This window comes from Haloferula luteola, assembly GCF_014201715.1.
Taxonomy (GTDB): Bacteria; Verrucomicrobiota; Verrucomicrobiia; order Verrucomicrobiales; family Akkermansiaceae; genus Haloferula; species Haloferula luteola.
In genome coordinates this window covers 172,285-187,135 of the sequence record NZ_JACHFD010000002.1, presented here as the reverse complement: position 1 = coordinate 187,135, position 14,851 = coordinate 172,285, and the positions used below count along the sequence as shown (strand labels likewise).

The window sequence follows — 14,851 nt, the reverse complement described above, 5'->3', positions numbered from 1 at the left end:
ATGCCTTGCTTGCAGGACTTATGCCTGATCGGAAGTCTCTGCTAGCGGTTTCGACAAGACTTCTGTGATAAAACAAGGGCTCGAATGTCAAAGCCCGCCGTCAAAGTTGTCGACTCCCACACTGAAGGGGAACCCACTCGCATCGTTGTGTCCGGTGGACCGGACCTTGGGACCGGTCCGATGGCGGATCGAGCCCGAATTTTTCGCGAGAAACACGACTGGCTGCGGCAGGCCGTCTGCAATGAGCCCCGCGGCCACGAAGCGATGGTCGGAGGCTTGCTCTGTGAGCCGCACGAAGCGGATTGCGTCGCCGGGGTCATTTTCTTCAACAATGTTTCGACGCTCAACATGTGCATCCACGGCACCATCGGCTTGGTGGTGACGCTTGTCCACCTCGGGAAAATCGGTGCAGGTGTCCACCGCATCGACACGCCGGTGGGAGTGGTGACGGCGACTGTGGGTGACGACGGTAAGGTCGAAGTGGCGAATGTGCCGAGCTATCGCTTGGCGAGCGGCGTATCGGTGGAGGTCCCCGGCTGGGGTCGGGTGCGCGGAGACATCGCCTGGGGAGGCAATTGGTTTTTCCTGATCGATTCTCAGGGTCCTGAGGTGGTGGCTGAAAACATGGCTGAGCTGACGGAGTTCACTTGGGCGGTGAAGACCGCTCTCGCGGTTCAGGGGATCACGGGTGAGAATGGCATGGAGATCGACCACGTGGAGTCGTTCGGGCCTCCGGCAGATCCTGAGCTGGCTGATGGTCGCAATTTTGTGATGTGCCCCGGCAAGGCCTATGATCGCTCTCCCTGTGGAACAGGAACCAGTGCGAAGCTCGCTTGCCTCCACGCGGAGGGTCGGCTCCAGCCAGGAGAGGTGTGGCGCCAGGCCTCGATCCTCAATACCGTTTTCTGTGGTCGGTATGACTTGCTCCCAGACGGGGCGATTCTTCCTCGCATCTCCGGGCGCGCCTGGGTGAACGGCGAGGCCACCTATTTCTTCAACGAAGCCGATCCCTTTGCCTGCGGCATTCCTAGCTTTCTCTAAACTCATCTTTCTCAATCCCCAACGTAAGCAATCGACATGAGTATCGAATGGAAGGGCGTGATGCCCGCCACCCTCACCCAGTTCAACGCCGACTTGACCATCGACCACGGCCTCATGGCTGATCATGGCAAATGGCTCATCGAAAACGGCTGCTCCGCCATCGTCGTCCATGGATCATTGGGCGAGGGCGCGACTTTGTCGTTCGAGGAAAAGGTCGCCCTGCAAAAGACCTATGTGGATGCGCTTCCAGAGACGCCCATCATTCCCGGTATCGCTGCGCTTTCCACGAAGGAAGCCGTCGATCTTGCCAAGGCGGCCAAGGACAATGGTTGCCGCGGGTTGATGGTGCTTCCTCCGTATCTCTACGCCTCGGACTGGCGCGAGATGAAAGCCCACATGTCGGCAGTGATTGGGGCCACCGATTTGCCGTGCATCATCTACAACAACCCGGTTGCTTACAAAACGGACTTCACGCCGCTCCAGATCAAGGAGCTTGCTGATGAATTTGCCAACGTTGAGTCGGTGAAAGAGTCATCGACGGATGCTCGGCGGATTGCTGGGATTCGCGAAGTTTGTGGCGACCGTCTCGTGCTGGGTGTTGGAGTGGACGACTGCGCACTCGAAGGTTTTGGCATGGGTGCCAAATTCTGGATCACGGGGGTGGGTGGTGCCTTCCCACGTCACAATGTGAAACTTCTGGAACTTGCCCTCGCCGGAAAGATCGAAGAAGCGATGCCGATTTATACTTGGATGCTGCCCATGCTGCGGATGGATACGGTGGTGAAGTTCGTGCAGCTCATCAAGTTGCAGCAGGTCTTGGCGACCGGAGGTAAGTTCGGCAATAACTTGGTGCGTGCCCCTCGCTTGGAATTGGTCGGCGAAGAGCTCGCCGCGGCGACGGCGATCATCGAGACGGCGATTGCCACGGCTCCGGAAGTTTGATGACCTCATTGCGAGGATAGGTGCCATGAGTGAACTACGAGGAGAATCGTTTGTCGGCTATACCCGTGTCTCGGGTACGGAAAGTTGCGGCGAAGGGGTGAACCCGGTGACGGGTGAAACTCTGTCGCCCACCTACTTCCGCGCACCCGAGGAAGCGGTGGAACGTGCGGTGCTTCTCGCGGAGTCCGCATTCCCCGAGTACGCCGGCATTTCGGGGTCGGAAAGAGCGGGATTTCTGCGGGCGATCGCCAGCCGCCTGGAGGCGGCAGTTGAGGAAATCGCTGTGCGGGGTCCATCAGAGACCGGCTTGCCCGAAGCTCGCATGCGGGGGGAAACCGGTCGGACCTGTGGTCAGCTGAGGATGTTCGCCCATCTCATTGAGGAAGGCTCATGGGTGGATGCCCGGATTGATCGTGCCCAACCGGATCGCCAACCACTGCCCAAGGCGGATCTCCGCTCGATGTTGGTGCCGGTGGGCCCGGTGGCGGTTTTTTGCGCCAGCAACTTTCCATTGGCCTTCTCCGTGGCCGGTGGCGACACCGCTTCGGCATTGGCGGCGGGTTGCCCTGTGGTCGTGATTGCGCACGAGGCCCATCCGGGTCTGGCGGAAATTGCGGGCCGAGCCGTGATCGAGGCCGCCCAAGAAACCGGCATGCCGGAAGGGGTGTTTTCTCTGCTTTATGGTGGAGGCCGAAACATCGGCAAGGAGGTGGTGACGCATCCGGCCATCAAGGCTGTCGGCTTCACGGGTTCGCGCGCGGGGGGCTCAGCCCTGATGGCGATGGCGGCCTCTCGGCCCGAGCCGATTCCGGTGTTCGCTGAGATGAGTTCGATCAATCCTTTGGTGATTCTCCCCGGAGCGCTGGCGAAGGGCGAGGAGGCTCTCGCGGAAGCCTATTTCGGGTCCCTGACGATGGGCGTGGGTCAGTTCTGCACCAATCCGGGATTGGTCTTTCTGCCTGCTGAAGGTGGAGATGCATTCTTGGGCCGACTGGCAGAATTGGTGGCGGCAGCACCTGCTGGCACCATGCTGCACGAAGGGATCCTCCGTTCTTATCAAAAAGGGTGTTCGCAGATCGCCGAAGTGGCGGGTGTGGAAACGCTGGCCCGTGGGGTGGAAGGCGCTGGCGCCGTGCCTGTCGTGCATGTGGTGTCCGCAGCTGACTTCCTCGATAGTTCGGAACTGCAGGCGGAAGTCTTTGGTCCCGCCGCCGTCATTGTCCGTGGATCGACTGCCGAGACGACGGAGGCGATTCGAGCTCTTGAGGGGCAGCTAACCTGCACGTTGCACGCGACCCCTGAGGAATTGTCAGAAGAGAAGGAGTTGGTCGCCGCCCTTCGGGGTCGTTGCGGTCGGCTGCTTTTTGGAGGCTTTCCGACCGGCGTTGAGGTGTGCCCATCGATGGTGCATGGTGGCCCATTTCCGGCAACTTCCGACGGGCGTAGTAGCTCGGTCGGAACTTTGGCGATTGGCCGATTCTGCCGGCAGGTGGCATGGCAATCGTTCCCGGATGCGGCATTGCCCGCGGAATTGCAGGAAGCCAATCCGCTGGGAATTCGGCGGACGGAGGGATGATCCGATTGATGTCATCGAGACCTGTTTGAAGATCAGCGCCGGGGCGGAAACGTTCCGGCGCTTTTTGTTTTGCAGTGAGGTACGGAGGTTCTCGGAGCGGGTGCCAGATGGGAGCCCGAGTGTGGAAGACGTAGGATGAGAAGTTTTCATTGATCCTGACGGACGTGATAGGGCCGGCGAATCTTGGGCTTCCGGTTTTGTTCGATTGTTGGGTGGCGTCTTTCGAATTCGACAAGTGAGGCGGAGTGATTTTTGGGAGGTGAAATCTGGCATGTTTTCCCCTCCATTTCGGGTATTGGGCCTGCTTTTCGGGATGGCGAAATGAATCGCTCCCAAAGGTATGAACGTCGAGCCGCTGCGCAATCCGCAGTCGGGAAGTCGTCGAGGTTTCAAATCCTCGTCGCGGGACTGCCTCTGGCCTGCGCCTCACTGGTCATGGCGGATCAAGTGACGATGGAAACCGCGGACGTGATTGGAACGTCGTCCTTCAATACAGCGGGGAACTGGTCGTCAGTTTTGGCGCCGGAGGCAGGCAATGACTACATTGTTTATGCGCTGTATCTGAGAACTCCTCCCGACGCGGAGAGCCACACTTTTGCGGGCGACTCTCTGACTCTCTATTCAGGGGGCGGTCTTCTTTACAAGGGGACGGGGACGACCGGGGTGTTGACGATTGATCCTTTGATCCTGGATGGAGGCCTGGTGGACCATGCCTCCAGCAATGCCGACGAAATGGTGATTGATGGAACCATGGAGGTTTCATTCAACTCCACGATCGATTCCCGGCAGGGGCCGATCACCTTCCTTTCGGATATTTCCGGAAGCAGCCAACTGACTTTGAATTCTTCGGGTGGGAATGGCTACCCAGTGACCTTTGGCGGAGGCGTGGCATTGACCTCCGATCTTGTGACCAACACGAGCTTCGTTCTCAATGCCACCGGGAAGATGTCGTTCACGCCGGAAAGTGGTGGATACGTCAACATGATCACCGGCACGGGCAGTGTCACGATCAACGGAGTTTTCGATATTGATCTCGATTTGGCGACGAGCTCTCCAGGTGACAGCTGGTCCCTTGTGGATAGCAGCCTTGGAATGACGTTCGGCGAATCCTTTTCGGTTCAAGATTTCACCGAAGTGAACGGATTTTGGACCTCGCCATCCGGCGTCTACCAATTTGATGAACGGACCGGCATCTTGAGCGTGGTGACGGATGACTCGGATGGCGATGGTCTGCCTGATTCGTGGGAGACCGAGCATTTTGGAAACCTGAGCGCGCTTCCCGATGGAGATGCCGATGGGGATCTTGCGAGTAATCTCCTCGAATACCAATCGGGAACCGATCCGCTCGATGCTGCATCCTTCCCGGATACGGACACCGACGGTCTGAATGATGGCTGGGAGATCGCCTACTTTGGAAATCTCGATGCCACTCCGGAAGGGGATGCGGATGCGGACTACAATTCGAACCTGACCGAATACCTCGCGGGGACGAGCCCGGTGGATTTCCTCGATTTTCCTGATGAGGATGGCGATGGCATGAATGATGGTTGGGAGTTGCTTTATTTCGACACCATCGAGGATTGCGATCCTTCGGTGGATTCCGATGGCGATCTTTACACCAATTTTGACGAAGCGATTTACGAAACCGATCCGACCGATCCGTTCTCATCTCCGGACAGTGAGAACTTCGATGTGGGCGATGGTCTGCCGGATGGTTGGGAAGTGTATTGGTTCGGCGCTGAAGGCGAATCGCTCGAGACCATCATCGCCAAGTATACCGGCGAAGATGATCCGGATGGAGATGGATTCTCCAACCTCTCCGAGTATGGAGCGGGGACGGACCCGACTGATCCGAACGATGCTCCCTTGGGTTTGACATACTGGCGCTTTGAGGAAGCGACAACGGGTTCGGTCCCGGGGGGAGAGGCGACGGGGACCTACACCATGGCGGTTCTCGACTCGGTGAATGAGAACAACAGTCTGCGGACCTGGAACGAGCAGACCGCGCCCGCCTACACGACGGATGTCCCTGCGAGTGTGATCCCGGCCACGGGTGAAGCCAATACGGCGTCTCTCTACTTCGACGCCGGCACGGATGGCACCTGGGGTGATATTGTGTGGACGGACACGCAGGCACCGTTGCGGTGGAAGACCTTCGAAGCGTGGACCATTGAAGCGAGTTTCAAGTTGGATCCGACCCTGAATGGAACGGCCAATCAGGCGGTGATGAGCAAAGATGGAAACCCCGAGGGTGGGACAGGCCAACCTCCTTTCCATCTCAAATACCTGGGAGCCACCCAAAAGTTTGAGGTCGGTTTGATCGATGGCTCAGGCACGGTCCGCTACCTGGTCAGCAATCGCACGATCAATGCAGGGGAGTGGTACTCCGTTGCGACGACGGCGGATGCAACGACACTTTCTTTGTGGATCAAGGGAGAAGGAGAGGCGGCTTACACGCTCGATAGCTCGATGAGTATTGATGGAGCTTTCTACAATGATTTCACAGGTCTGAATGATGCCTGGGCAGTGGGTCGTGCTCGTTGGAATGGAAGTGAGACGGATTGGTTCAAGGGATGGATCGATGAAGTTCGCATCAATGAGTTTGTCCTTCCCGAGTCGAAGTTCCTCTTCCATGAGGATTCTGAGGCGAGCCCCTATGATCTGTGGGCGGCGGCGAATATCCCCGATAGCTCGATGCGCGGTGAGTCCGACGATGCCGACGGCGATGGCACGGTGAACCATGTGGAGTACTTGCTTGGCCTGGATCCGGTCGACAGCAGCTCGCGGTTCATGGCATCGGTCGATGTGACCGGCACGATTTCCTGGCCCGCTGCGAGCGGCCTTCAGTTCTCCATCAGTCGAAGTGTGGATCTTTCCACCTGGGTTGAAGTGGCGACGAGCAGTCCGGACACTTCGTCCGGCAGCTGGTCGGATCCATCACCGCCAGAAGGCCGAGCCTTCTATCGGGTCGAATTGGTGGAGTAAAAAAACCAATGTTAAATCCATGAATGTGGCAGGTGCCCGGGTTTCCGGGCACCTGCTCTCTTTGAGAGGGACTGGTATTGCGCTGGTGGGGGAACTGGAGGGGGTGGGGAGGTTTTTCATTGCGTAAAGCTACGTGGCACAAGGAGTTGGGTGGTTTTGGGACGCCAAACAGCCTCAGAAACTTTCGGCCTGTGCCGAGATTGAAGATGAGAAATTCAGATGGAAAAACTCGATCGGAATGAGTGATAGTCATGAATGGCGGGGAAAATTGGCGGATTCCCGAGACATTCCCCGGGAATTCAACAAGCGGGAAAACGCGAACGAAGGGTTCTAAGAAATCCGAGATTCGAGCGATTTTCCGGGTATCGCAGTTGCTTGGAGTGGAGGTGAAATGAACCCCTCTGACTTCCTACGACCTCACGGTTCCGTACGGGGACGCAGTGTCCGATCGACGATCATGGCCTGCGCCCTTCCGGCGACTCTTTCCGCTGTCATCTTGGCTCAGGCCGGTGCGGAGGAAGTGACGCTCACTGCTGCTGACGCCATTGGCTCCACCTCCTTTAATACGGCGGGAAACTGGTCATCGGCTGCTGCTCCTTCGGCCGGAAATGATTACTTGGTTTCGGTCCAATTCCTGCGGACTCCAGCCGATGCCAATAGCTATACCTTTGCCGGGGATTCCCTGACACTCTACACGGGAGGTGGTTTCCTCTACAAGGGAACGGGCTCTACGGGCGTGATCACGGTGGATCCGTTGATTCTTGATGGTGGCAAACTGGATCATGCTTCGAGCTACACGGATGTTTTCACGGTCGACGGAACGGTGGAGGTTCCCTTCGCCTCCTCGGTGGACGCTCGGCAGGGGCAGATCGTGATCCTCTCAGAGATCACGGCGACCGCGCAGCTGACTCTGGATTCGACGGGTGGAAACGGATACGCGGTGACATTCGGCGGACCGACCCACCTGAGCACGGATCTGGTTGTGAATACGGCCTTCATCCTCGCCGATACCGGATCGATGGAGTTCGTGCTTAATGGCACGAATGTCGACAACATGATCACGGGCACGGGAAGCGTGACTCTGAATGGCACGATTTCTCTCGATCTGACGAATGCTTCGAGTGCTGAGGGTGATACTTGGTCGATTGTCGACGCGGGAGCGTTGACGATTGGAGATACTTTCGCGATCGATGGGTTCACAGAGGTCGATGGTTTCTGGACCTCGGCCTCCGGGGTTTATCAGTTCAATGAGCGCACGGGTGTCCTGAGCGTGTTGACGGGTGATTCCGACTTTGACGGTCTCCCGGATGCCTGGGAGATGGAGTATTTCGGGAACCTTGATGCCAATCCTGGGGACGATGCCGATGGAGATTATAGCTCCAACTACGACGAGTATCTGGCCGGCACGGATCCGGATGACGTGGCATCGTTTCCGGATGTGGACGAGGATGATCTGATGGATGGTTGGGAAATTGCCAACTTCGGCAACTTGGATCAGACCAAAGAGGGGGATGCGGATGCTGACTTCAACTCGAACTATGCCGAGATGTTGGCGGGCACCGATCCGAACGACTACTTCAGCTACCCGGACGTCGACGGAGACTTCATCAACGATGGTTGGGAGCTTCTGTATTTCGCGACGGTGGAAGATTGCGATCCGGATGAAGATCCCGATGGTGACCTTTACACCAATTCCTACGAGGCGACTTACGAGACGGATCCGACGAATCAGTTCTCCTCTCCGGACGGCGAAGACTTCGATGTGGGTGACGGGCTTCCGGACGGGTGGGAGGTCTTCTGGTTCGGCGAAGAAGGGGAAGATCTGGAAACGATCACGGCCAAATACACAGGTCAGGATGATCCGGATGGTGACGGCTTCAACAACCTCCTCGAATATGCCGCAGGCACGAATCCTTTGGATGCAACGTCCTTCGACACGATGCTGGCTTACTGGCGTTTTGAGGAACTGGGACCCGACGAAGAGGTTCCGGCGGGTGGCAATGGAGAGTATCTCTATCCGACCTCGGTGAAGGATGAGTCGGCTTACGGAAATCCGATGATGGCCTGGGCGACCTACGTGCGGCCGAATTATAGCAACGTGATTCCCGCCGCTACCGTCCCCGGAACTGGTGAGAGCAATGCGGGTTCCCTGTATTTCGCCCGCAACGCCAGCGGTCAGTATTTCGTGGAATCGGTGTTCACCACTCCGGTGGGTCAGATTCCGGATGGTGAGGGAAGTGGCGTTCTGCGGTCCTATGCATTCAATGCGATGACGGTGGAAGCCACGTTCCGGCCGACGGTGAGTGGGCAGTGGATGGTTCCTGTCGCGAAATTCGGCAACCCTGTGGGTGGTCAACCACCGTTCTCGATCAAGATCGATACTTCCAACAAGCTCCGCGCAGGATTGGTGGATGGATCGATGACGGCTCGTGAGATCATCGGTGGAACCACGATCGAAGCCAACTCTTGGTATTCCGCGGCGGTGACGGTGGACGCCACGACGATGACGCTGTGGCTGAAAACGCCTGGCAGCACGACCTATCAAGTCGAAGGCACGGTGGCCATCTCTGGAGCATGGTATGTTCCTGCTGAAGGCCCCTTGGAGAACGCCTGGAACGTCGGCGGCGGGCAGTGGAACGGAACGAGCACGGATGGCTTCCAAGGCCAGATTGACGAAGTTCGTATCAGCGCCGTGGTGCTGCCTCAGGAGGAGTTCTTGTTCTTCGAAGGGGGAGATTCTTCCGAGTTCGATACTTGGGCGGCAGCCAACATCACGGATGAGACCCAGCGTGGGGCTTCTGATGATCCAGATGGCGACGGCACTTCCAACATGGCGGAGTTCCTTCTGGGGCTCGACCCGATGGATCCAAGTTCGATGTTTGTCGCGATGGCCAGTGGCGAAGGAGCGATTACTTGGCCCGCTGCGAGCGGATTGGAGTTCTCGATCAGCCGGAGCACCGACTTGGCGACCTGGACCGAGGTGGCAACGGTGACTGCGGATGCCACCACCGGCACTTGGACCGATCCCGCTCCTCCAGAAGGCAAAGCCTTCTATAAGGTGGAGTTGGCTGAATAAAAAAAGCCCCAAATCCATGGCAAATAGCGGGTGCCCGGTTTCTTCCGGGCACCCGCTCGTTTTATCGGGAGACCCGTGATGATTGCTCAGGCCCACCCCGCCATCGCGGAGGTTGTCGACTGTTGGATTTCCTGAAAGGTTCCGCCCGCAACACACCACCTGGCGGCCCCTACCGCCATTCCCCCAAGGGCCTCGAATCTTTCATCCCCCGGAGAGAATCGAGGCCCTTCTGTTGGGGGTTTCGCCTAACTTTCTGGAAATGGATCGTTGTGGGCAGAATCCCCCCATGAAGGAAATGGATCCGAGAACTGTGTGGGCCAGAGAGATTCTGGGAGAGCGTATTCTTCGGGCGTGAGGAGGGCGGAATCGAGCATGGCGGTGAGGGCTTCTCGATCGAGGCCAATGCCAATGAGAACGATCTCCTGACGGCAATCGCCATTCGGTTTTTGCCATACTCGTTCGATCGCTGCGGTGTCTTGTGGCCACTGGTTGCGAGGAACAGCAGCCCAAAATCGTCCTGCCCACTGGTATTGGGAGATCCCACCGGCCTGCGACCAGAACCCAGCGTGCTTGAGTCGGGTGGCGAGCCAGAAGAGACCCTTTGACCGAATCACACCTGGCCATTCCTGATGCAATACGTCGTAAAAGCGTTGGGGATGGAAAGGGACGCGACTTTGATAGACGAAGTTGGAGATTCCATATTCTTCGGTTTCCGGAGTGTGTTCGACGAGAGAGTCGAGCCAGCCAGGATGCTGGGATGCGCGGTTGAGATCGAAAAGCCCGGTGCCCATGACGGAATCCAGAGGAACTTTGGAGTGGGTGGTCTCGAGAATTTTCGCCTGGGGGTTGAGGGCCCGGATCATGCCGTGGACGGTGCGCCGCTCATCCTCATGGATGAGATCCATCTTGTTGAGGAGGATCACATCCGCGAAGTCGATTTGGTCGTTGAGGAGATCCACAATGGTACGCTCGTCCGCTTCGCCCAGCGACTCTCCCCTTTCCTGAAGTTTTTCGAAGGTGTTGAAGTCACGAAGGAAGTTGTAGGCATCGACGACGGTTACCATCGTATCGATGGTGGCGATGTCCGAAAGGGACTTCCCCGATTCATCCATGAAGGTGAAGGTTTCCGCGACAGGCATGGGTTCCGCGATACCGGTTGACTCGATGAGCAGATGGTCAAACCGATCTTCTTGAGCGAGTTTGCTGACTTCGATAAGGAGATCTTCGCGCAGCGTGCAGCAGATGCAGCCATTGGACATCTCCACCATTTTTTCTTCGGTGTGAGAGAGGGCGGCGCCACCATGACGGATCAAGTCGGCATCGACATTCACTTCGCTCATGTCGTTGACGATCACAGCGACGCGTTTGCCTTCGCGGTTGCGGAGGATGTGGTTAAGCAAGGTGGTTTTGCCGGAGCCGAGAAATCCGGATAGGACCGTGACGGGGAGTTTTCGTTTCATGGAGAAAGGGAGAAAATTTTGAACGCTGGAGATTCGAGAGTGGCTCGGAGCGAACTTTCCTGGAGTCCGTGACCGATGAAGACGGCGGTGGATTCGAAGCCGTCGGGGATGAGAGAGGTGTGCAGGTTGGGAGACTCGAAGGGGTCGTCGGTCCGTTGGAAGTAGCAGATTTCCTCTTGAGAGATTTGCACGACGCCTTTGGACCGTTGGACATCTCGAGGGAGCATCAGAAGCCAGGTGCGGAGTCGCTCAATCGTCATGCGAGGAAGCGGGAAACGCACGGCGACGTGGTGGTGAACGTGTTCGGGGGGATCGGTGAGGTCAGGTGAGAGAAGGGGCGTTTCTTCCACGAGGAGATTGGCGAAAGCTTCGAGATGGAGGACGGGAGCTCGGGGGTTGAGTTCCATCAGCGCTTCACGGACGCGCTGTCGCTGCGCGGGAGATGCACGTTCCGAACGATTGGTCAGAATGGCGCTGGCGGTCCGCACTTGTGCTTGCTCGAGGCGTTTGTCACCGGGTAGGAGCCGTTTGCCGAAGCGACTTTCGTTGAGGACGGTCACCTGGTGAATGGGGCCGAGTCGCTGGCGGAGGGATCGAGTGAGAGTCAGGACTTCGATCAAGCGGTAGGGGTCGGTGGTGCCGTTTGCCTCGATCATGAGCAGGGCGGGAGGATCGGTGGGGATCTTCAGAATGGCGTCGATCAATCCGGCGGAGTCATCGCAGCAAACGCAGCTGGCCGGCAGGGTCAGGATTTCGGCGCCAAGACCGCGCAGGGACGACGCGTCGATCTCGGCATTGAGGTAATCATTGAGGAGGACGAAGGGTTTTCGTGAGCCGGTGGCGAGTTGGGGAAGGAGTTCTCGGATGAGGGTGGTTTTTCCTGAACCGAGAAAGCCGGCCGTGATGAGAACGGGGAGGGGAGCTGGAGATGGATTCATGCAACGAGTGAGCAAGGGAGTTGGCAATCGGGGCCAAGGATTGGGCGGGCGAGAGAAAGGAGTTCGAGGGGATCGAGATCGGGGCCGATGCAGATCGCAGATGAAGGGACACGATCGCTGAATGGCACATCCAGGGGTTCGGGCGTGATGTCGGCAGCGACTCGTTCGAAGAGTTTTCTGCGATCGGGCTCACTCCGAAGAGTGACCAAGGCCTTGGCGCGCAGGACGCCAAGGGGAAGGTGGCGGAGGAAGGCTCGAAGAGGATCGGGATCGACTTCGCGAGGGAGCAGGATTTGACACCCAGTAAATGCGTGCGCCAAAGGGTGTCCGAGGGAGGGCAGCGGGGCCATGCGTTGTGCTGGCTGCGGGGACGGAAGGAGGAGTTTCCGACGGTGGGTCTGGATGTCGACGAGCTGTTCCACCAGGGGGAAGGCGGAGGTCAAGCTGGCCTGGGGGTTGGACCTGCGCAGTGCATTGATGAGCTGCTGTCGTTCAGGTGAGGAGAGAGTTTCGGCGTGGCGAATCACGACATGGCTGGCGGTCTCCAACTGGGCGATCTCGAGGGAATCAAAAGGTCCGCGATGCCCGAAATGGCGGGCGTCGATCACACCGACCTGCCAACGTGGCTGGAGTGGAATCCGGGACTCCAACAAGGTGAATGTTTCGAGAAGAGGAGTGGGATCGGCCGTGCCATTGACTTCGACGACGACGAGATCATGGCGGGAAGAAGCGGCCGCGAGTGTGAGTTCAACAAGGGGTTGCAATCCGGAGCAGCAGGCGCACGAAGCCGCAATCGGAGCCACCGTTGCGGCGCGCTCGTAGAGGGTTTCGGCATCGAGCTCGGCGTTTTCGTAGTCGTTGAGGATGACATCGACCGACAACGAACGGGCAGCAGAGGCGTCGAGAATTTCGCGGAGAAGGGAGGTTTTCCCTGCGCCGAGAAAGCCGGTGAGCAAAACAAGGGGTTTCGCTGAGCTCGCGAGTGGTGGAAGGCTTGGTTTCACCATGAGTTGATAAGATTGGTGTGGCCTAACAATTTCCGCAGCATCCCCCACGGTGAGACGGGTGGGGGGGGGCGGTGGAAGGCCCCTTGAGATAGCCGAGCCCGCCCGTAATCACGCGGCGGACGGGAAAGCCGGTCTCCGGATCGTGCGTCAGGGGGGCGTCGTGAATCGATTGCTTCACTTCGAATCGGCGAGTTGCCTCGTTTGTCGTGGCCCCGGAGAGGGTTTCGTAGAGGTAGATGGGCATGATGGATGAGGAGCAGGTTGTGCGACTTCTCGCCTGGATCGCCGAGGGCGGAGAGGATCTCCTGGATCGGAAGGTGCCCAGTGCACGGAGGTCTCGATCCTCATGGAGATCGAAGAATTCCCCATAAAGGAGAGGTGGAAGATCGCGTTGCCGTCAGAGGGAAAAGCAATCGAAGAGCAAATGCAAACAAAATGCAACAAAGAGCCATCAAAGAGGCAATTGGAAACTGAGGGGGGATTGTCCCATTGACCCGGCGGGATCTTCGTGTTGTTTCGGAGCCTTCATTCCATGCTCCTGCTCATCGGTTACGTCCTTCTCGCTCTTGGCTGCTCGTTTTTATGTTCTTTGCTGGAGGCGACGCTGTTGACGGTCACTCCTTCAGCGATTGAGACCGCCAAGCAGCGGGGCAAAAAGTGGGCGGTGGCGATGGAGCGGCTGAAGAGTGACATCGATCGGTCCCTTTCCGCGATTTTGACGCTGAACACGGTGGCTCACACCATGGGTGCGGCGGGTGCTGGTGCTCAGTATGTCAAGCTGTATGGGGATGCGACCGGCGGGGTGTTTGCAGGTTTCCTGACGTTGGCGATCCTAGTCTTTACAGAGATCATTCCTAAAACCCTCGGGGCAAGATATGCGAGTTTCTTTGCCGCTCCGACGGCGTGGCTTTTGCCGTGGATGGAACGTCTTTTGGGTCCCTTGGTATGGTTGTGTCGCCAAGTCACGCGTTTGGTGACCTTCGGGAAGGCCAATCAGGGTCCGGTGCATCGCGAGGAGTTGATCGCCGTGGCCAACCTTGGCGAGCGCCTGGGAGAGATTGGCAAACACGAGAGTGCGGTGGTGCGGAACATCCTGCAGCTCTCAGAAACCACTGTGGCGAAGATCATGACGCCGCGGACGGTGATGTTCACCCTGCCTCATGACCTTTCCTTTGCGGAATTTGTCGATCGGGTGGCCGACGAGCCCTATTCGCGGATTCCGGTTTATGGTGAAAGTCCGGATGAGATTCGCGGTTTTGTGTTGAAGTCGGATGCCTTGCTGAGGTGTTTGCGCGCGCCGGATGGAAAGATTTCCGAGGTCATGCTGCCATTGGCGGCGACCCCGGAGCAGATTGGCGTGGACCGCTTGTTTTCCCGAATGCTGCGCGAAGGGCGCCATCTTTTGGTGGTGCACAACGAGTTCGGCACCATTGTGGGCTTGGTGACCTTGGAGGATGTCTTGGAGACCGTGATTGGCTCGGAGATTCTCGACGAAACGGACCGCGATGCGGACTTGCGCAAGGTCGCGCGGAACCTCTGGCAGGACCGAGCTTCGATGATGGTGCCCTCTGGGGAAGCGTGATGACGGAGGGAGCGATCCGAAATCGGGACGCGGAACCCGGACGGGCCCCGCGCCCCCTCAACACACACACAAGTTGAAGTCCCGACGCCGCAAAAGCGACGCCATGGAGGTAGAGAGTCATCCCATCGCTTATGGGAAGATAAAGAAAAGATTCACGGGATACGTGATCGCGTAAGGGCCGATGATCGTCGGAATACCTCTCCCAACGGAAATGAAGAAGCGCATGGTTTCCCCCGAAACCATG

10 protein-coding genes are annotated in these 14,851 nt (G+C 58.0%); 6 read left to right on the top strand and 4 right to left on the bottom strand.

What is annotated here, in order from left to right:
- Positions 1-84: 84 nt before the first annotated feature.
- From HNR46_RS02640 to HNR46_RS02620, 5 genes are all read left to right on the top strand, one after another.
- The gene (locus HNR46_RS02640; protein WP_184015535.1) at positions 85-1,041 is read left to right on the top strand and encodes a proline racemase family protein; all 957 of its coding nucleotides are present in this window, start codon (positions 85-87) and stop codon (positions 1,039-1,041) included.
- A 36-nt stretch (positions 1,042-1,077) separates the two neighbouring features.
- Positions 1,078-1,983: a dihydrodipicolinate synthase family protein gene (locus HNR46_RS02635; RefSeq protein WP_184015533.1), complete on the top strand. Its 906-nt coding sequence runs from the start codon at positions 1,078-1,080 to the stop codon at positions 1,981-1,983.
- Between the two features lie 25 nt (positions 1,984-2,008).
- The gene (locus HNR46_RS02630) at positions 2,009-3,559 is read left to right on the top strand and encodes an aldehyde dehydrogenase (NADP(+)) (protein WP_184015531.1); all 1,551 of its coding nucleotides are present in this window, start codon (positions 2,009-2,011) and stop codon (positions 3,557-3,559) included.
- Positions 3,560-3,880: 321 nt separating this feature from the next.
- Positions 3,881-6,544, top strand: coding sequence for a LamG-like jellyroll fold domain-containing protein (locus HNR46_RS02625; protein ID WP_184015529.1), 2,664 nt, complete (start codon positions 3,881-3,883; stop codon positions 6,542-6,544).
- Between the two features lie 391 nt (positions 6,545-6,935).
- Positions 6,936-9,620 (top strand): LamG domain-containing protein, encoded by a 2,685-nt coding sequence (locus HNR46_RS02620; RefSeq protein WP_221284977.1) that lies wholly within the window; start codon positions 6,936-6,938, stop codon positions 9,618-9,620.
- A gap of 245 nt (positions 9,621-9,865) precedes the next feature.
- Here the strand turns inward: HNR46_RS02620 and zigA are convergent, their stop codons facing one another.
- From zigA to HNR46_RS02600, 4 genes are read right to left on the bottom strand one after another with little or no spacing between them, the layout of a single operon-like run.
- Positions 9,866-11,080: a zinc metallochaperone GTPase ZigA gene (zigA, locus tag HNR46_RS02615; RefSeq protein WP_184015525.1), complete on the bottom strand. Its 1,215-nt coding sequence runs from the start codon at positions 11,078-11,080 to the stop codon at positions 9,866-9,868.
- Positions 11,077-12,018 (bottom strand): CobW family GTP-binding protein, encoded by a 942-nt coding sequence (locus tag HNR46_RS02610; RefSeq protein ID WP_184015523.1) that lies wholly within the window; start codon positions 12,016-12,018, stop codon positions 11,077-11,079. Before HNR46_RS02610 ends, zigA begins: the two co-directional genes overlap by 4 nt.
- Positions 12,015-13,025, bottom strand: coding sequence for a CobW family GTP-binding protein (locus HNR46_RS02605; RefSeq protein WP_221284976.1), 1,011 nt, complete (start codon positions 13,023-13,025; stop codon positions 12,015-12,017). Before HNR46_RS02605 ends, HNR46_RS02610 begins: the two co-directional genes overlap by 4 nt.
- Positions 13,026-13,047: 22 nt before the next feature.
- A complete protein-coding gene (locus HNR46_RS02600; RefSeq protein ID WP_184015520.1) occupies positions 13,048-13,269 on the bottom strand; it encodes an FmdB family zinc ribbon protein in 222 nt (73 codons plus the stop codon).
- A 288-nt stretch (positions 13,270-13,557) separates the two neighbouring features.
- Between HNR46_RS02600 and HNR46_RS02595 the strand changes: the two genes are divergently transcribed.
- Complete coding sequence (locus tag HNR46_RS02595; RefSeq protein WP_184015519.1) at positions 13,558-14,607, top strand: hemolysin family protein; 1,050 nt, start codon at positions 13,558-13,560, stop codon at positions 14,605-14,607.
- Positions 14,608-14,851 lie beyond the last annotated feature (244 nt).

What these genes read in the sequence shown, in the direction of transcription:
- HNR46_RS02640 (WP_184015535.1), top strand. Translation starts at nt 85, where the DNA reads ATGTCAAAGCCCGCCGTCAAAGTTGTCGACTCCCACACTGAAGGGGAA.
- HNR46_RS02635 (WP_184015533.1), top strand. Translation starts at nt 1,078, where the DNA reads ATGAGTATCGAATGGAAGGGCGTGATGCCCGCCACCCTCACCCAGTTC.
- HNR46_RS02630 (WP_184015531.1), top strand. Translation starts at nt 2,009, where the DNA reads ATGAGTGAACTACGAGGAGAATCGTTTGTCGGCTATACCCGTGTCTCG.
- HNR46_RS02625 (WP_184015529.1), top strand. Translation starts at nt 3,881, where the DNA reads ATGAATCGCTCCCAAAGGTATGAACGTCGAGCCGCTGCGCAATCCGCA.
- HNR46_RS02620 (WP_221284977.1), top strand. Translation starts at nt 6,936, where the DNA reads ATGAACCCCTCTGACTTCCTACGACCTCACGGTTCCGTACGGGGACGC.
- zigA (WP_184015525.1), bottom strand. Translation starts at nt 11,080, where the DNA reads ATGAAACGAAAACTCCCCGTCACGGTCCTATCCGGATTTCTCGGCTCC.
- HNR46_RS02610 (WP_184015523.1), bottom strand. Translation starts at nt 12,018, where the DNA reads ATGAATCCATCTCCAGCTCCCCTCCCCGTTCTCATCACGGCCGGCTTT.
- HNR46_RS02605 (WP_221284976.1), bottom strand. Translation starts at nt 13,025, where the DNA reads ATGGTGAAACCAAGCCTTCCACCACTCGCGAGCTCAGCGAAACCCCTT.
- HNR46_RS02600 (WP_184015520.1), bottom strand. Translation starts at nt 13,269, where the DNA reads ATGCCCATCTACCTCTACGAAACCCTCTCCGGGGCCACGACAAACGAG.
- HNR46_RS02595 (WP_184015519.1), top strand. Translation starts at nt 13,558, where the DNA reads ATGCTCCTGCTCATCGGTTACGTCCTTCTCGCTCTTGGCTGCTCGTTT.